The 17,532-nt window shown below is 49.4% G+C and carries 16 protein-coding genes; 4 read left to right on the top strand and 12 right to left on the bottom strand.

Translation table 11 applies throughout. The features are described from left to right. Positions 1–130: 130 nt before the first annotated feature. Both IDM48_RS06070 and rpsT read left to right on the top strand, forming a co-directional pair. The gene (locus IDM48_RS06070) at positions 131–685 is read left to right on the top strand and encodes a type II toxin-antitoxin system PemK/MazF family toxin (protein WP_068171132.1); all 555 of its coding nucleotides are present in this window, start codon (positions 131–133) and stop codon (positions 683–685) included. Positions 686–857: 172 nt separating this feature from the next. Next, complete coding sequence (rpsT, locus tag IDM48_RS06065; RefSeq protein WP_068171135.1) at positions 858–1,121, top strand: 30S ribosomal protein S20; 264 nt, start codon at positions 858–860, stop codon at positions 1,119–1,121. A gap of 102 nt (positions 1,122–1,223) precedes the next feature. On the opposite strand, the gene holA is transcribed toward rpsT, so the two are convergent. The 6 genes from holA to leuS form a co-directional block, all read right to left on the bottom strand. Next, complete coding sequence (gene holA, locus IDM48_RS06060; protein WP_190616517.1) at positions 1,224–2,222, bottom strand: DNA polymerase III subunit delta; 999 nt, start codon at positions 2,220–2,222, stop codon at positions 1,224–1,226. A 32-nt stretch (positions 2,223–2,254) separates the two neighbouring features. After that, the gene (locus IDM48_RS06055; protein WP_083147247.1) at positions 2,255–3,166 is read right to left on the bottom strand and encodes a ComEC/Rec2 family competence protein; all 912 of its coding nucleotides are present in this window, start codon (positions 3,164–3,166) and stop codon (positions 2,255–2,257) included. Further along, a complete protein-coding gene (locus IDM48_RS06050) occupies positions 3,159–4,721 on the bottom strand; it encodes a ComEC/Rec2 family competence protein (RefSeq protein ID WP_068171153.1) in 1,563 nt (520 codons plus the stop codon). The genes IDM48_RS06055 and IDM48_RS06050 overlap by 8 nt, the downstream gene beginning before the upstream one ends. Further along, positions 4,718–5,629, bottom strand: coding sequence for a ComEA family DNA-binding protein (locus IDM48_RS06045; RefSeq protein ID WP_083147248.1), 912 nt, complete (start codon positions 5,627–5,629; stop codon positions 4,718–4,720). Before IDM48_RS06045 ends, IDM48_RS06050 begins: the two co-directional genes overlap by 4 nt. Before the next feature lie 124 nt (positions 5,630–5,753). Next, a complete protein-coding gene (locus IDM48_RS06040; protein WP_068171155.1) occupies positions 5,754–6,641 on the bottom strand; it encodes a DegV family protein in 888 nt (295 codons plus the stop codon). Positions 6,642–6,696: 55 nt separating this feature from the next. Continuing rightward, positions 6,697–9,192, bottom strand: a complete 2,496-nt coding sequence (gene leuS, locus IDM48_RS06035; protein ID WP_238397904.1) for a leucine--tRNA ligase — start codon at positions 9,190–9,192, stop codon at positions 6,697–6,699. 180 nt (positions 9,193–9,372) lie between these two features. Between leuS and IDM48_RS06030 the strand changes: the two genes are divergently transcribed. After that, complete coding sequence (locus IDM48_RS06030) at positions 9,373–10,284, top strand: alpha/beta fold hydrolase (RefSeq protein WP_068171157.1); 912 nt, start codon at positions 9,373–9,375, stop codon at positions 10,282–10,284. Beyond that, a complete protein-coding gene (locus tag IDM48_RS06025) occupies positions 10,269–11,351 on the top strand; it encodes a glycosyltransferase family 4 protein (protein ID WP_190616513.1) in 1,083 nt (360 codons plus the stop codon). The genes IDM48_RS06030 and IDM48_RS06025 overlap by 16 nt, the downstream gene beginning before the upstream one ends. A 9-nt stretch (positions 11,352–11,360) precedes the next feature. Here the strand turns inward: IDM48_RS06025 and IDM48_RS06020 are convergent, their stop codons facing one another. The 6 genes from IDM48_RS06020 to mihF form a co-directional block, all read right to left on the bottom strand. Continuing rightward, a complete protein-coding gene (locus IDM48_RS06020; RefSeq protein WP_190616511.1) occupies positions 11,361–13,409 on the bottom strand; it encodes a primosomal protein N' in 2,049 nt (682 codons plus the stop codon). A gap of 9 nt (positions 13,410–13,418) precedes the next feature. Next, positions 13,419–14,624 (bottom strand): methionine adenosyltransferase, encoded by a 1,206-nt coding sequence (metK, locus tag IDM48_RS06015; RefSeq protein WP_151144837.1) that lies wholly within the window; start codon positions 14,622–14,624, stop codon positions 13,419–13,421. A 9-nt stretch (positions 14,625–14,633) separates the two neighbouring features. After that, complete coding sequence (gene coaBC, locus IDM48_RS06010; RefSeq protein ID WP_068171173.1) at positions 14,634–15,914, bottom strand: bifunctional phosphopantothenoylcysteine decarboxylase/phosphopantothenate--cysteine ligase CoaBC; 1,281 nt, start codon at positions 15,912–15,914, stop codon at positions 14,634–14,636. Between the two features lie 19 nt (positions 15,915–15,933). Further along, positions 15,934–16,329, bottom strand: coding sequence for a DNA-directed RNA polymerase subunit omega (rpoZ, locus tag IDM48_RS06005; RefSeq protein ID WP_083147249.1), 396 nt, complete (start codon positions 16,327–16,329; stop codon positions 15,934–15,936). A gap of 138 nt (positions 16,330–16,467) precedes the next feature. Then, entirely contained in the window at positions 16,468–17,037 is a 570-nt protein-coding gene (gene gmk / locus IDM48_RS06000) for a guanylate kinase (RefSeq protein WP_233126014.1), read from the bottom strand. Between the two features lie 9 nt (positions 17,038–17,046). Continuing rightward, the gene (gene mihF, locus IDM48_RS05995) at positions 17,047–17,361 is read right to left on the bottom strand and encodes an integration host factor, actinobacterial type (RefSeq protein ID WP_068171176.1); all 315 of its coding nucleotides are present in this window, start codon (positions 17,359–17,361) and stop codon (positions 17,047–17,049) included. Positions 17,362–17,532: the final 171 nt, after the last annotated feature.

Genomic DNA, 17,532 nt, shown 5'->3' with positions numbered 1-17,532 from the left:
AGAATCAATTAACTAGTGTCCCACGATTTTGGGTTTTATGCTCGTTGGCGGTGTACACTTCCTCGCTCAAACACGGTGTTTTCCCTCAAGTTCTTCCAAACTCACAAGGGAGCAGACTAGATTTGGGATTATGCAGATAAATTTTGGCACCATTAGACGATTCCTAGGCTTAGCACAGCGCGCCTATAGCGAATATCAAAAGATACAGGGAAAACAACCCCAATCTTCGGGATCAGCTTCCTCCCAGCGTCATCGTACAAGCGACTCCCTTCGTCGGACCTCGGTTCCTGGAACTTACCCCGGGGACTACGTAGGTCCTGTGAACTTCTCCTACTCTCCCGATGCCGACGGCGCACCTGATCCTGGTGAAGTCGTGTGGGCATGGGTTCCTTATGAAGAGGACTATTCCCAGGGAAAAGACCGCCCGATTATTCTCATCGGTAAAGACGGACAGTACCTGCTGGCTTTGATGCTCACTAGCAAAGACCACAACAATAGGAACACCCATGACCCGGCTTACCTGGATATTGGAGTTGGGTTATGGGATAAACAAGGGCGTCCTTCGGAAGTTAAACTCGACCGAGTAATTCGCGTGCTACCCGAAGAAGTCCGCCGCGAAGGAGCCATTATGGACGGCGGTACATTTAACCGCATACAGCGTGCCTTTGAGCAAACTAACAATTAATCTCTTCTTAACCCCTGAACACCGAACGTTCTTTCTGATAAAGTGAACGCTGTGTGTCCGATGGTCATCGGGCACTGCTGACCGATTGCCATAGGCATCCCCACGCCACTCAGTCGATGATTGGTCAGCATTAGCCCTCACCGACCAATTAGACAAAAAGAAAGTTTTAACCGTGGCAAACATTAAGTCCCAGAAAAAGCGTATCCTCACCAACGAGAAGGCTCGCCTGCGTAACAACGCTATCAAGTCTGATCTCAAGACTTCTCTCCGCAAGGTAGATTCTGCTGTTGAGGCGCAGAACAAGGAAGAAGCTGTTTCAGCTCTCCGTACTGCAAGCCGCAAACTGGACAAGGCCGTCTCCAAGGGCGTTCTTCACAAAAAGAATGCTGCTAACAAGAAGTCAGGTCTTGCTGCACGCGTAAACAAGCTTTCCTAATTTATCGTTGCCTCTGGCAACTGTCTATTAGTGAAGTGACTGTAAAGCCCCGGAGTTTATACTCCGGGGCTTTGCTGTTGTCTGATGCAAAGGAAGTTAGGTCTAACGCGCTCTAGCAATGGTGAGAACGGCTTTTTCAAGTGAGTACAGGGGGTCCGCAGATTCACCTTTGAGCTGAGAATCGACGTCTGCAAGAACTCTCAGAATATTGCTGAGGTCTACATCTGAATACCTCCGCGAGTCGCGTTGCGCCTGTTCTACTTGCCACGGCGCCATCTTCAGTTCGGAAGCTAGGCCAGCGGCATTTCCACGGCTTCCATGTACTCGGGCTATATTTCGGATTCTCATGGCCAGTGCGCCGACCAGCGGTATTGGTTCTACACCGGTATCGAGCGCATGACGAAGCAATTTCAGCGCCTGTCGACTATCTCCTGCCACTGCAGCATCGCTCACCTTGAACGCCGATGCCTCGGTACGTCCTCCGTAGTAAATATCTACCAGGTTTTCTGTGATGGTTTCTGGGCCGTCATTAATTAACTGCAAGCAGGCAGAGGCTAACTCTGCGGTATCGTTTCCCGCAGCTGCCACTAGTAACCGAATCGCTTGAGGTTCTATCTTCTTGTGGTGCTCGCGAAATTCAAAATTAACAAACGTTACTTTGTCATTCTCCGTTTTGAGGGGTTTGGTTTCGACCCAAAGTAACTTTCGAGAAGCACGCACGGTATCCAGTAGTTTTTTCCCCCTGTTACCACCCGAATGATGCATGACTAGCATGTTATCGGTCTCGGGATTAGCGCAGTATTTCAAGGCATCCTCTAAGAAATCTTCATTCATAGAAGCGAGGTTTTTTACTTCGATGATTTTAGAATTTCCAAAGAGTGAGGGGCTCGCCACTAGGTCAAGCTCACCCTTGGAATAGTCTTTAGCGTTGAGTGAGACGAGCTCAGAATCTACAGTGAGTTCACGGAATGAGCTACGTAATCTTGCTTCGGTTCGTGATACGAAGTATTCATCATTCCCATACAGCAAAACGACGGGAGCCGGGCTAACGGAACGCCATTCTTGGGTAGCTGTAGATTTTGATGAAGTAGCGCGTGCCATAGAATTCCTCTCGCAGATTAGTACTCATTCTTTCATGTTTTCTGAGTAACTACAGACAACGAGGATTGCTCATTGGAGAGAGCAAAAGCAATATCACCTGCTTGGCTGCTTTCATAAATTTGGGTTCCTGCATCGGTGAGCGAATCCATAATTTCTCTATGCGGATGACCGTAGGAATTGTTGAATCCCGCTGAAATTAGACCTACGGAGGGACGTAACTTCTTTTCTAGGGCATCTCCTGAGTGTTTAGAACCATGATGAGGAACTTTGAGTATGTCTACCGGAAGATTTGAGAGTGACGGCAGAATGTTGTGCACTGTTTCCTGCTGAATATCGCCGGTAAGAAGAACATGGAATGAACTCGAATTTTCAGTATTTCTTATATCGAGATAAAGAACCACCGAGCTATTATTCTCTTGAGCTGATTTGCCATCACCCGGCACAAAGTCGCTCGTCGTTGGTGCATTTAATATCCTGATAGAGAGTGTCGGCGTCGGTTCCAGTAAGGATTTTACCGTCAGTACATGATAGTTTCCTCCCGAATACTCATGGCTGATTGCGCTGGCAGAATGCTCAGAGGTCCAAATGTCACACCCGTTGCAAATCCCCGGTAACCCGCCATCATGATCTGCATGAGCATGAGTAATAATTACGGCATCTATTGTCTTGATGCCCGCCCATCGAAGGCAACTCTTAGCCTTCTGCGGATCGGGCCCGGCATCGACTAAAATAGCTGAATTATTTCCCGTGCGTAGAAGGGACATATCTCCCTGCCCTACATCGCAGCTGATGAATTGCCAATCTGCTGGTGCAGACCCCCTGCTTTGAGGCTGGAATTTTAGGATGATGAAACAGATCGCTACGCATACTAACAATGCACAAAATATTTGTTTTCTTGAGGATCGCTTATATTTTTTCTTCTTGATAAGAGAATGCTTAGACACGACTAAATTCCTCCGTTGAACTGAGCAGATAATGAGTTAATTTTTGGTCGAGCATAAGGATCATCCCGGAAATGATGAAAACCGATAGGCAGGTCAGCGACAATGAACTGGGGCTGAGCGGACAAGATATAGTGCTCCCTGGTAAACGTGAAATGAAATCTGCCAGGCTAAGTAAGGGTTGCGAAAACAGCGTTGAAAGGTGCGCGAGCAACTCGAAGATGGCGGGTGTATGGACAAGAAAACAAACTAAGGCGAGTAATCCAGTCAGCGTAAGCGGTACCACCAGAGGAGCAGCCAGAACATTTGCGAAAACTGAGTAGGGCATGAACTGCTCGCTGAGGATGAGAATCAGTGGAGCCGTCCAGAGACTCGCAGCACATGGAACGGCAATGATTTCAGCCAGCAACTTAGGTAGTACGCACTCCAACAAGCGCGTGAGCGCAGGTGCGATGACAATGAGTGCCACGGTGGCAAAAAGTGACAGCAGAAAACCAAAGTTAAGGCTGAGCTCAGGTCTAAGCAATAAGAGAAAAAGGACGGCGGTGGAGAAGACGGGCAACGCTGATTTTCCGCTCCCCATCACCAAAGCTATTGCTCCCACCATGCCCATGCACCAGGCGCGGATGACCGACCCCTCCCAACCCACCAGAGTGGCATAAGCCAATGTACCTGTCCATGCCAGCATAATTAGGGGTGTCCGCCGTACGTAAAAGAGCTGACCGAACCTATAAATCACCATAAAGATGAGCGTGATATTTGCACCCGATACAGCCGTCAAATGAAGCAAACCTGCCACCTTAAAGTCGCCTTTTGTATCCGCAAGCATGGAGCTGTCGTCGCCATAGGCTAGCCCGAGCAGAAGCGCCGTCTGGTCTGCTGAAATTGCGCTCAGAGTAGCACTTCGTACAGAGTCTTTAAGTTGAATAACCTGCGATGGCGTAGCTGGAGGCTGGTGAGCCGTAATATGGGGCTTTTCTAGCTGAACCTTTCCCTTCTCCTCACTGAGTATGCCGACTACTTCTATCTCTGTGGACTTCTGAACAGGTTCCGGAAGAAACGTTATGACAGATCGAGCAAAGGTATGTTTTTGTCCTGCGCACTGGATGAAGTCAACGTCCAGTTCGGTGAGGGATGACCCCGTGCTGGTTTGGCGGGAAGAACGGACTTCTGCGTGAAGGCGAGCTGCATGATGAGAGCACTGGTCCACGACCGTCTGGTCGTTGAAATAGCCCTGTGCTGCTAAGGAAAGAACCTCCAAGCTTGCAAAAACTAGACACACCACTATCTGCGACTGGGCTTTGGAGAGCCAGGACAATGACTGGAATGAAGAACTTCCTATTCGAAAGAGAACCCCTATCGCCAGAGTAGCTAGCAGTATGGAGACAAGCGCTTTGCTACCCCACAGCATGAAGATGATGAGGAGAACAAGAACAAAGAAGCTGCTCAAAAAGAGCCTAAAATCCATGAGTTTTGGCTTTTGCGCCTCATGAATCTTCTCGTCTTTACCCTGAATTGTCGCTAGAAACTTCCGTCGGATATGTGCGGGAGAATTCATCCGACACTAACCAAGGGTGTAATATTTTCCATCATGGCGGGTCCGATACCAGGAACGCCATCTAAATCTTCGACCGATGTAAATGATCCTATTGATTCCCGGTATTCGATGATTTTTTCAGCCAACTTGGGTCCGACTCGAGGTAGCTTTTCGAGTTCTTCTGCGGTAGCAGTGTTCAAATTAATCAGAGTTGTTCCCGGTGAGGAAGCCTGCTGAGATGGCGCTAGTTCTTTACTTGCCTGAGCAGCCTGTGGTGCTGCCTCTATCTGTTCACCCTGGCGGGGAACTAGAATTTGTACCCCGTCCTGAACTGGTTGAGCTAGATTAATCCGGTTAAGATCTGCCTCTGGCAGTGCTCCCCCAGCAGTTTTAAGGGCATCCCCCCAACGCATAGTTGATTCCAGGGTGTACAGTCCCGGTCTTTTGACAGCACCTGCCACATGAACCTGTACAGATGACATCGAAGCGGAGGAATGTGCTGTAGCTCCGGCGGATTCAGAAACCGGTTTTTGAGATGCTCCCTCTGTATCTTCTAGTGCAAGGGATGATGTAGTCAGTGGAACGGTTTCAGGATCATCGGGGGAAAAGATACTGTTCCAGAGAAATAAACCCAAAAGAGCAACAACGCCCACTGCCAGCACTGCGATGATGGTCTTAAACGGAATGCTCCAACGATACCTATTGCCGAAGCCTGAAGTAACTTCTTGTTCAGGAAATATCTCTAGTTCCTCGTAGAGGCTCTCAGCACGTCCGTCTGAATCGGCCCAAGCATTATCTTCGCCCTCGTCAATGACATCATCGGAGAAGTTGTCCAAGGAATTGTCCCAGGTATTTTCTGGTTTAAGACGGCGGGCGCGAAGAATGCGATCAGGATGCTCTCTTGGGGTGGGGTCGCTACGGTGACTCATGCAATGAACGCTAGAACAAAAGTGAGTTGCTCATTTCTTACTGAGTCGCAATCTGTGGATAACCGAGCTGATTTCTCTTAATCCACAGGTTCTCGTACCTCATTTGGTCAGTTCTTGCAGATTGTTAATAGACAGCCACCGCTAAGGCTCCTAACCCTGTGTGCGCGCAGAGTACCGCAGGTAGGGGCGAAATAAGAATATTCGACGAAAACTCGTTTGCCTCAATCCAGCTTTCTAACTCGGATCGGTTAGCTGAAAAATGTGCCCCCACAATAGCTCCGGTAGCAATTGGAGTTCGTTCATGCTCAGGATAAAACTCAACTGCATGGCGTCGATCGCTTTCCCTCTTGCAATGAGCAGCAAGGAGGTCTTTGGCTCGTTCTATTGTTCGAGGGCGCTCTAGATATATCAATTTTCCATCTTCGACCGTGGCAACAGGACGAATTTGGAGGAGCTGCCCCACACGCGCTAAAGCAGGACTAACACGCCCTCCCCTTTTTAACGCATCGAGTGTTGGAATATAAAAGAAGAGCTGAATATTCTCACAGATTTCGTGGGCGATTTCTGCCAGTTCTCGCGGGTTTTCAAGGGTTTGCGCCAACTCATGGATTTTCAGTACTGCCCACCCCAGGGCTAGCGCTACTGTCTGGGAATCTACCACAATGATTTTTGCTGAAAAATCTTTTGCTGCAGTCCGAGCTACATCATAGGTACTAGATAACTCAGAGGAAAGATGTAACGAGAGAACCGTTTCAAAGCCCTGGTTCAGCAAATCTCGGTAGGTATTTTGAAATGCACCGATTGACGGGCTGGCTGTCTTAATAGTGTGACCTAACGCATGGGCGAGAGCAATGCGTTCACCTACTTCATCCTCTGAAAGATGACCAAGACTGCTTCCTTCAATCTCTACCGAAAGCGGCACCACTGCAAAACCTCCACACTTCTGAAGTTTGAGAATCATTTCAGAAGGAAGGGCAGCAGAAGAGTCCGTAACAATCGCAATTTTTTGCATACGAAGATTAGTGGCGGATACGAATATTCATTCGTATCCGCCACTTCGCCTTTAATTAGATAACGATATTGACGAGTTTTGGAGCTCGGACAATCACCTTGCGCACCGTAGCATCGCCAATAATTTTTTGAATAGTTTCAGACGCCACAGCAAGGGCTTCCAAATCCTGCTCAGAAATATCCTTCGAGACTTCCAAGCGATCTTTAACTTTGCCCTTGATCTGGACGATAGCGGTTACCGTATCATCAATCAGTTGAGCTTCATCAATTGCGGGCCAGCCAGCTTCGAGAACCGGCTGGGTATGCCCGAGCATGTGCCAGATATCTTCTGCTGTATAAGGAGCGTAAAGAGACAGTAAAATAGCTATTGCTTCAGCGGCTTCACGCACTGCGGGATCTGCCGAACCAGCACCAGAATCAATGGCCTTGCGGGTAGCGTTCACCAATTCCATGGTGCGTGCAACGAGAACGTTGAATTTACCATTTTCAACCTGTTCTGCGGCGTCGTGCATCGTGCGGTGGACTAGCTGATGCAACTTCTTATCACCGGTTGCAAAATCGACGCCAGGTTCACTGGTGACATCTTGACCAATACGCCAGGCACGGGCCAGAAACTTCTGGGCGCCGCCGGGAGATACATCTGCCCAGTCGACGTCGTCCTCCGGCGGAGAAGCAAACACCATGGTGGTACGCACTGCATCGACGCCAAACTGATCTAGCTGTTCGCCAAGATTAACACCATTACCCAAGGACTTTGACATCGCCTTACCCTGGTTGAGTACCTGCCCCTGGTTCATTAATTTCTTAAAAGGCTCACCGTGCTCAATCAATCCTAAGTCACGCACTACCTTGGTGAAGAAACGTGCATAAAGCAAATGCAAAATAGCATGCTCGACGCCGCCGACATACATGTCGACCGATCCCCACTTCTTCATTTCTGCAGGGTCAAAAGGACCGCCCTCAAACTGTGGAGAAACATAGCGCAGGAAATACCAGGATGAATCGACAAAGGTATCCATCGTGTCTGAATCGCGCTTAGCCGGTTTGCCGCACTGAGGACAATCTACTGAGTTCCAAGCATCGTCAGCAGCCAAGGGTGACTGTCCCTGAGGAGCCAGGTCTTCGCCCTTCAGATTATCGGGCAACGTCACGGGTAGCTGATTTTCAGGTACCAAGACCTCGCCGCAATCCTCGCAGTGAATTACAGGGATCGGCGTGCCCCAAAAACGCTGACGTGATAGCAACCAGTCACGCAAACGGTAGATAGTTTTACCTTCACCGGTTCCCGAAGCTTCAATAATCTCAATCGCTTTCTGAAGCGCTTCCTTCTGAGGAAGTCCCGAAAGCTCGCCGGAATTGATGAGAGTTCCCTCTCCGGTGGTGGCAATACCGGTTTCAGCTGGGTCTTCCTCACCAGTTTCAATAACAGTGACAACAGGAATATCGAACTTCTTCGCGAAATCAAGATCGCGCTGATCATGCGCAGGAACAGCCATAATTGCGCCTGTACCATAATCTGCCAGAACATAATCCGATGCCCAAATGGGAAGCTTCTCACCCGTCAAAGGATTCACGGCATAGCGCCCGGTGAAGACACCGGTCTTCTCGCGCTCAGTAGACTGACGGTCAATATCAGACAAAGCCTTAATAGACTCCCGATAGGCCTCAAGCTCTTCCCTCTTCTCCTCAGATACAATTTCCAAAGCTAAATCTGAGTCAGCAGCAACCACAAAGAAAGTAGCACCGTAAAGGGTATCTGGTCGAGTGGTAAAGACGGTAATATCCGTTGCGTCCTGGCTCCCTTGCGCTTCTATAGCAAAACGGACTTCCGCTCCCTCCGAACGTCCAATCCAGTTTCTCTGCATAGCCAAAACACGATCGGGCCACTGACCCTCTAGCTGCTTCATATCTTCAAGCAGCTCTTCAGCGTAGTCAGTAATCTTGAAGTACCACTGATTCAAGGACTTCTTAGTAACAGCTGTACCGCACCGCTCACACTCGCCATTGACCACCTGTTCATTGGCAAGCACAGTCTGATCCTTAGGGCACCAATTCACCTGAGAATACTTGCGGTACGCAAGACCCCTCTTATAGAACTGCTCAAAAAGCCACTGAGTCCAACGATAATATTCAGGATCAGATGTATGCAGACGACGAGACCAGTCCACCATAATGCCATAACGCTTAAAAGAATTAGCCTGAGTCTCAATATTCTTATAGGTCCACTCTTTCGGATGAGTATTATTCTTAATCGCCGCATTTTCTGCAGGCAAACCAAAAGAATCCCAGCCGATAGGATGCAGAACATCAAAGCCCTGCTGCTTCCAATAACGCGCATTCACGTCCCCAATCGCAAATGCCTCCGCGTGTCCCATATGCAAATCCCCAGAAGGATAGGGGAACATATCCAGAACGTAACGGCGCTCCTTAGCGGGATCGTTAGTGGGTGAAAAGACTCCTGTCTCCTCCCAATAAGGCTGCCACTTAGCCTCAATTTCCTGGAAGTCGTAGGACTTTTCTTGAGATTCTGCAGGTTCTACCTCAGCTGACACAGCGGTAATTCCTTCAATTCGATGGGTGATAACGCGGTACACGTTCCCGGTGCAACCGCGAACGTGTACATTCCTACACATTCTAGCTTGAAACCCAAAGACGAGCAGGCACCAAAGATGGCAGGGTAAAGTGCTATTAAACAAACTTCTACCCACATACGTGAGATGCGAGCACGCTAGATGAGTGAACAAGGCGAAATTTTTGAACCTATCCCGCAAAATGTATCTGCAGGTACAGAGCACGTTACGTGCATCCTAGGCGCTCGCACACGCTACTGGGAGTATGGAAAACTTGACGGCACTCCCCTCGTTTTAGTGCACGGTTTTCGCGGCGACCACCACGGGTTAGAACTGATTACCCACTATCTCGCGCAGTTTAGAGTAATTGTTCCTGATTTGCCTGGGTTTGGAAAAAGCGATGCTCTCCCCGGGATCCAACATCATCTCTCAACCTATGCTGCTTGGTTAGATGAATTTCTGCACCATGTGGTGAAGCAAGAAACTATTTATCTGGTAGGCCATAGTTTTGGGTCCATAGTATGTAGCTACTTTGCCGCTAATAGACCCGAACGGATCCGTCGTCTTGCTCTGATTAATCCCATTAGCCAGCCTGCTCTGGAGGGCAACCAAAAGGTGTTGTCTCGTTTAGCTGATCTTTACTATTCAGCTGGAGAAAAACTTCCGGCCCCGTTAGGGTTCAGCCTTCTGAGGTCGTCCATTGTAACTATGCTTTCAAGCAAATTCATGGCCAAAAACAAGGATAAGAAACTCCAACGGTATATTGATGGTCAGCATCATGCCTACTTTGGAAACTTCACATCACGCCGGGCTCTGCTCGAAGCCTATCGAACTTCAGTGAGTGAAACAGCTGCCCGCTATGCCCCTTCAATTCTTATCCCAACTCTCATGATTGTGGCAGAAAAAGACGATTTGGGCACTCTAGAGACCCAGCATTCTATGGCTCAGAGCATCCCCCACTGCACCCTGAAAATCATCCCGCGGGTAGGGCACCTCATCCACTACGAAACCCCCCGACGCGCGGCCCACCTGATCTCAGATTTTTTTGAAGGAAACTCATGCGATTACTCATAGACGCACGCTACGTTCGCGTTGGATTTCACGACGGCATCAGCCGCTATACTGCTTCCCTCCTCCAAGCCCTATATGACCTCAAGCAAAAAGATCACCCCCTTACCCATGATATCGACATCGTCATGGCGGTGAGTGAAGACGGTCAACTGCAGATGCTCCCCCCTTTCCCCCATCTCAGATTGCACTCTCCCACAGGTGTACTCGAACCCTTCAGCGCGCTGATTCTCAACCGATATCGCCCCGATATAGTGTTTTCCCCCATGCAAACCATGGGTAGCTGGGGTAGAAAATTCAAGTTAGTCCTCACCCTCCACGACCTGATTTACTACTCTTATCCCCAACCACCCAGCTTTCTTCCCTTACCCGTGCAATGGGGCTGGCGCCTCTTCCATCAAACTTATTCTCCCCAGCGTTTTCTTCTCAACGGCGCCGACGCTGTCACCACGGTTTCCCACACCACCGCAGCACTGATTCGTACCCACCGGCTTACCCGCCGTCCTCTCTGGATCATCCCTAATGCTCCACAACAAGTAGAAACAGGAACACCCTTACCCCAGAGTCAACGAACTAAGAAACTCATCTATATGGGTTCTTTCATGCCCTACAAAAATGTAGAAACCCTTCTACAAGCCATGCATGAATTACCGGAGTACGAACTCCATCTCCTCTCAAAAATTCCTGCCGCCCGACAAACAGAACTAGAACCGCTCACCGCACCAAACACCCACTTCCACCACGGTGTAACTGATGCTGAATATCGCCAACTTCTTCACGATAGTTTTGCACTCTTGACTGCATCCAAGGCAGAGGGCTACGGGTTGCCCGTCGTCGAAGCTCAATCGGCGGGGTGCCCCGTCGTCATCAGCGACATAGAAATATTCCAGGAAATCGCGCCTCACAGCCTTCGATTCGACACAGATAACCCTTACGGTCTCGTCAAAAAAATCAGAGAGCTTGAAAACCCCGATACCTACGCCAGCATCCAAAAGTTAGGACGACTCGACGCCGCTCAATACAGCTGGGAAGAATCGGCGCTAAAGTTATTGGGTCACCTCAAAAACCTCTAACACGATGGTTTACAAAATATCTAGACCATCGCATTTGATGTTGACCGGCTCCATCTTTAGTGCGGCATTTGACGCCCGGTGGGCCCGCAACGCGCCCGTTACTGTATCGCCCTGGGCGTAGCTGAAAAATAAAAGAGTCTGAAAACGGTCCTCATCTGAAAAATCATCTACTTCGATAGGACCGCGCTGGGTAACACCGGCTGGCATATTAAGAGTTTCTAAGAAGTGAATGATGCCCTTTTCAGTACCTGTAATGGTGGCGGTTCGTACAGCAGGGGGAAGCTTCAGTTCTGCTCGCTCATCTAATTCCCAGAGCGCAAATCGAGCTGGATCCCACCGTTTCAATGCCTCAACCGCAGGCGAATGGCTAGCAGTTATGACAACCTGACCCCCCTCAGCAAAGGAACGGGTCAACGCGGCCGCATTGAGCCACTTACGCAAAGCAACCTCAGGGGCGCGAAGGGAATCTCTTTGTAGCATCGAATCAGCATCGAGCAGAATGGTGGCAGCATATCCTCGCGGTGAAACTGGCTCAGCACCAGGAGTCGCAACAACTAACGCAGGATAATCCCCAATTTTTGCCACAACGTTTTCCCCGCTTGAAGAAATAACGGGAACATTGGGAAAGGCCCGTCCTAGTTCTTCAGCAGTTCTGATTGCCCCTGCCACATTGTGTCGAAATTGATCAAATCCACACTCCCCGCATTGCCAATGGCTGGCTAAGCGTCCGCACCATCCGCAGGCTGGAACTTGACCCTGACTATGGATAATCAATGGCCCATGACACTCACTACAGCGGGCCGCCATGCGGCATCTCTGGCAGGATAACGCCGGTAAATATCCGCTGCGGGAGACCTGAATCAATACCGGTCCCCGAATGAGCCCAGCTCGCGCTGTCTCAAAAGCCAAGTGAGGAATTCGCGCGGTTGCCGCCAAGGGATCCCGCGCTAGCTGATAATCGGAGCCAGTATCGACGACGCGCGGGGTGTGCTCGCGTACCACCTCACGCGGTGCTGCCAGAAAACTTGCCCATCGGCTTCTGACCAGACGCGCAGTTTCGCTACTCATGCTAAAGCCAGCAAACAGAGCTGCCGCCCGGTGCTCCGTAGCTCTGATCAGTAAAACATCGCGGGCATGGCAGTAAGGGGCTCTTTGCTCGATGAGGTTGGAGTCACCGTCGTCCCACAGCATCACCAATCCCAAATTATCTACGGGGGCATAGGCGGCAGATCGAGTCCCTAACACAACTGGTGTATTTCCCCATTTGACGTTCAGATATGCCCGGTAGCGGTCCGTCGGCTTATCAGCTGAGGTAAGCCGCGCTATCAGTGATTGATCTATCCGCTGACTCACAGCAGTATAAAGTCGGTCTAAGTCTTTGATATTGGGAACTACTGCAACAACAGATTTGCCTTGGTGTGCAGTCTGTTGAATCGCAATTGCAAACAAATCTTCCCAGGAGCCTTCATCGTCCGCAGGCAAGACGGTCAAAACAGCCCGTGTGGGTGCGCCCTCCCCCAAATCTTCAATGAATTCGGGTCCACCCGTATAGTGGGAATAATTTTCTGGGTCTGCTGGCGGAGCAACCTCAGGGAGCGACTCGACTTTCTCCAAAGTTTTCTCCACGCTCGCGATACGTGGCGGAACCGCCAATCGAAGAACGTTCGACATCACATTGGCATAGCGTTCTGCCAGTCGCTCCGCTAAATCAAAGATATCCTCAGTGACTACAGAAATAGGGGAAACGACGTCGTCAATGAATTTCAGCCTACCCATAAATTTTGTGTGCTGAATTCTCCGGCGAATATATCCAGTGAGCTTTTGTTCTCCTAGATGAACGCGAACCCGCACACCGATTTGAGCACTCTCATCTAGTTCTAGGGGCACTAGGTAATCGAAATATCTATCTAGATGCGGAACATCTGTTTCTAGCAAGACCTGCGCCACGGGTAGCTCAGGTGCAACTGGACGACCACCAAAGCTCGAAGCGGGCTCCAACCCCTGAATCCCCTCAAATAAATCAGTTTGAAGGGATTCAGGGTTTTCGCTGTGAGTCATAGACCTATTTTAGCCATTAACAACGGAGAGTAAATCATCTTTTCGGTCTGTCCGCTCCCAGGTAAAGTTCGCATTTTCACGCCCAAAGTGACCGTTTGCCGCGGTTTGTGCGTAAATGGGGCGTCGCAAATCTAGATCTCGAATAATTGCCAGGGGGCGCAAGTCAAAGACTTCTCGGATAGCGTTCTCAATTTTTTCCGGAGCAACTTTTTCCGTGCCGAATGTTTCGACATACAACCCAACGGGTGATGCCTGCCCGATAGCATATGCAACCTGAACTTCTGCACGATCAGCCAATCCAGCTGCCACGACGTTCTTTGCCACCCAGCGCATTGCATAAGCAGCGGATCGGTCAACCTTAGAAGGGTCCTTACCAGAAAACGCGCCACCGCCGTGGCGGGAGAAACCGCCGTAGGTATCGACAATAATCTTACGACCGGTCAAACCGGCGTCACCCACAGGTCCTCCCTGAACAAACTGACCTGCGGGGTTAATGATGTATTTGGTGTGAGAGGTATCAAGGTCTAATCCCTCAAGAACCGGAGAAATAACATAATTTCTGATATCGGTTTCAAGATCCCTCAAATCGTAATCGCGGACATGCTGAGTGGATACCACTACAGTGTCAACTGAAACGGGGCGGTCGCCGTCATATCCCAAGGTAACCTGAGTCTTGCCGTCTGGTCGTAGGCCTTCTAGCGAACCATCCTTGCGAACGGAGGTCAGGCGTTCAGAGAGACGATGTGCTAGCCAGATAGGAGCTGGCATGAGAACATCTGTCTCATTCGACGCGTAGCCGAACATGATGCCCTGATCTCCTGCGCCCTGCTTATCCAGTTCGTCATCGGATCCCTGTCGAATTTCCAAAGAATTGTATACGCCTGCGTTGATATCAGGAGACTGCTCGCCGATAGAGACGGAGACGCCACAGAACTCCCCGTCAAAACCATGGGTGGAGGAATTATAGCCAATATCTAAGATTGTTTGACGCACAATAGAAGGAATCTCTACATAAGCGTTAGTCGTTACTTCGCCAGCCACATGGACTTGACCGGTGGTAACCATTGTTTCCACGGCAACATTGGAATGAGGATCTTTTTCTAGGAGTGCGTCCAGAATAGAGTCCGAAATCTGGTCACAGATTTTATCGGGGTGTCCCTCTGTTACCGATTCACTGGTAAACAATCTTAAATGAGAGGTATTAGAAGAAGTCACGTATCTACTCTACTCGCTAACTCGCTGGGAAGAACTGGTCAAAGGTTCACTGAGATGCTGGGCCACCGCCAGCAACAGTTCTGAAGAAACTTCTTCCTTAGTTCCCTCACAATGAATCTCTTGATTATTAAATTTACTCAGGATAGTCAACGCATTACTATCAGTGCCGAACCCCGCATTGTTGCTGACGTCGTTGACGGCGAGAAAATCACAGCCTTTACGCACAAGCTTTTCTCGTCCGAGAGACAGATAACTCTTCTCCGCAGATCCTGTTTCTGCGGCGAACCCAACGATGACGGCTGGTTGTTGCTGTTTCTCCTGCTGACGTCGCACCACTATCTCACGCAGAATATCAGGGTTGCGAACCAGCTCGATGGTTGGAGCATCATTGGTATCGGCGTTTTTCTTTATCTTAAATTCTTCATAAGCAACCGGTCTGAAATCAGCTACTGCTGCTGCCATGATAAGAATGTCGGCATCTCGGGATAAATTCTCAACCTGATTTTTGAGTTCCAATCCAGTAGATACTCTGACCGTAGAAATATCTTCTGGAATATCAATATCAACATGTGCACAGATGAGTTTAACCTCTGCACCCATTCGTTGAGCCACTTGGGCAAGGGCTATCCCCTGCTTTCCCGATGACTTATTACCCAAGAACCTTACCGGATCAAGCGGCTCGCGGGTACCGCCTGCTGTAATAACAACACGCTTACCATCTAACGCTAAGGAATTGGGATCTGTCAGGGAAGAGAGTTCCCCACGTTGTTCGATTACTTCCAATGCGGCGGAGAAAATGTCTTCAGGTTCAGGCATCCTCCCCACGCCCGAATCAGGGCCGGTTAAGCGTCCATGCGCAGGTGGGATAATTTCATAACCAAAAGAGCGTAGTCTCTGCACATTTTCTTGCGTGGCTGGATGCTCCCACATCTGCGTATGCATAGCAGGGGCCAAGATGACGGGAGCATGAGTTGTCAAAACCGTAGCAGTCAGTAAATCGTCTGCACGACCCTGCGCTAATCGAGACATTAAATCAGCGGTTGCAGGAGCGATAACCACTGCATCAGCTTCATCAGCTTGACGGACATGGTTTACATCCTCCACCCGCTCAAAAACTGAGGTGGAGACAGGATTCGAACTCAGAGCTTCCAGCGTGGGCTTACCAATGAACTGAAGAGCCGCTTCAGTGGGCATGGCGATTACTTCATGACCAGCTTTAGAGAATAAGCGAAGGAGCATCGTGGCTTTATAAGCCGCGATGCCCCCTCCAATACCAACTACAATACGCATCTTATCTGAGACGGTACGCTTACTCTGAAGCCTCTGCTGAAGGATCTACGTACTCAACCTCAGCAGCCGAACCAAATTCTTCAAGATAGAAATCACCGGCAAGGAAAGCCGAAGGTTCAGCATCATGAATCAAGTCGCCGTTTTCGTCGAACTTTCCATCAACAACATGGTGGTTCTGAATGAGACCTTCGTTGATTTCACGCATAGCAACGGAAAGCGACTTCTCATTGGGCTCGCTATCCACCAACGGACCAACATGATCAAATAGGTTGTCATGTAGCTGTGAGTAGTAAGCATTAATCTGGCGGGCACGACGAGCGCCAAAAATCACCAAACCATACTTGGACTCCGCCTTCTCGATGAGGGCATCCGCGCTGGGATTGATGATTCCTTCTTCATTGTGTGCGTTTGCCACGAATACTCCAATAAAAATTGATCACTGCATACTCTGATTTAAGCATGCACAAGACAAAGGACAAGTATATCGAACACTAGCTGTTTTTGCATTAAAAAACCTGTGCTCTCCAGGTGGGGAGAAGCACAGGTTTTTGTTTTAGGACCGAGATATACCCATGAGCTGAATAATTTGCTCAGCCGCTGTTGCGACGTCGTCGTTAATCACGGTGTGGTCAAATTCAGGTTCCGCAGCCAATTCAATTTTGGCAGTTTCTAAACGTGCCTCTTGTTCTTGGGCTGATTCGGTACCTCTTCCCACGAGGCGATTCACGAGTTCATTCCAACTAGGAGGAGCAAGGAAAATGAGGTTTGCTTCAGGCATGTTATTGCGAATTTGCCGGGCACCTTGCAAGTCAATTTCCAACAACACTGGACGGTTCGCTTCCAATGCCCTGTTGACCATAGACCGCATCGTGCCGTATCGATAGCTGTTATGAACCTGAGCCCATTCAAGCATTTGGCGATTCTCCACCATCGAATCGAATTCCTCATCCGATACAAAGTAATAGTGAACGCCTTCTTCTTCCCCCGGTCGCGGATCGCGTGTGGTGGCTGAAACTGAGAACCAAACTTCGGGATAATGCTCCCGAATATATTGAGAGACGGTTCCCTTGCCGACTGCCGTGGGGCCTGCCAGCACCGTCAATTGATTCTTTATTTCAGTCACGTATATCGCCTACCGTTCTAGATAATCAATGAGTGCGCGGCGCTGGTGAACACCTAGTCCACGCAGGCGGCGCGATGTTGCAATATTCAACTCCCGCAGAATTGCCTCTGCGCGAACTTCCCCGATGCTGGGCAGAGCCATCAGCAAATCGGTTACTTTGAGTCTACTCACTGCTTCATCAGAATCGGAACGCTCAAGAACTTCAGAGATGGTGATTTTACGATTCTTGATGGAATCTTTTACTTCTGCGCGGATAGTGCGTGCAACTTTTGCTTTTTCGCGAGCTGCTGCGCGTTCTTCTTCGGTGAGTGGGCGAAGTGCCATTTTTATTCCCCTTTGTAGGTATAAGCGAAGTGATTAATAGGTGCGAACCTTTCCGAAAACAAATGTGGAACGTACCCTTAGGAACGTTCCACATTGCCTATCGGTTAGCTTTAATCTAACACTTAGGGGGACATAGTTTTTTGTATTACTTGTGAGTAACTATTTTGTTTG

It is taken from the genome of Rothia amarae, from assembly GCF_014705945.2.
GTDB classification, from domain to species: Bacteria; Actinomycetota; Actinomycetes; order Actinomycetales; family Micrococcaceae; genus Rothia; species Rothia amarae.
The sequence above is the reverse complement of the archived record's forward strand: the minus strand, read 5'-3'. Positions and strand labels throughout refer to the sequence as shown.

What these genes read in the sequence shown, in the direction of transcription:
- IDM48_RS06070 (WP_068171132.1), top strand. Translation starts at nt 131, where the DNA reads ATGCAGATAAATTTTGGCACCATTAGACGATTCCTAGGCTTAGCACAG.
- holA (WP_190616517.1), bottom strand. Translation starts at nt 2,222, where the DNA reads ATGGCACGCGCTACTTCATCAAAATCTACAGCTACCCAAGAATGGCGT.
- IDM48_RS06050 (WP_068171153.1), bottom strand. Translation starts at nt 4,721, where the DNA reads ATGAATTCTCCCGCACATATCCGACGGAAGTTTCTAGCGACAATTCAG.
- IDM48_RS06045 (WP_083147248.1), bottom strand. Translation starts at nt 5,629, where the DNA reads ATGAGTCACCGTAGCGACCCCACCCCAAGAGAGCATCCTGATCGCATT.
- IDM48_RS06040 (WP_068171155.1), bottom strand. Translation starts at nt 6,641, where the DNA reads ATGCAAAAAATTGCGATTGTTACGGACTCTTCTGCTGCCCTTCCTTCT.
- IDM48_RS06030 (WP_068171157.1), top strand. Translation starts at nt 9,373, where the DNA reads ATGAGTGAACAAGGCGAAATTTTTGAACCTATCCCGCAAAATGTATCT.
- IDM48_RS06025 (WP_190616513.1), top strand. Translation starts at nt 10,269, where the DNA reads ATGCGATTACTCATAGACGCACGCTACGTTCGCGTTGGATTTCACGAC.
- IDM48_RS06020 (WP_190616511.1), bottom strand. Translation starts at nt 13,409, where the DNA reads ATGACTCACAGCGAAAACCCTGAATCCCTTCAAACTGATTTATTTGAG.
- coaBC (WP_068171173.1), bottom strand. Translation starts at nt 15,914, where the DNA reads ATGCGTATTGTAGTTGGTATTGGAGGGGGCATCGCGGCTTATAAAGCC.
- mihF (WP_068171176.1), bottom strand. Translation starts at nt 17,361, where the DNA reads ATGGCACTTCGCCCACTCACCGAAGAAGAACGCGCAGCAGCTCGCGAA.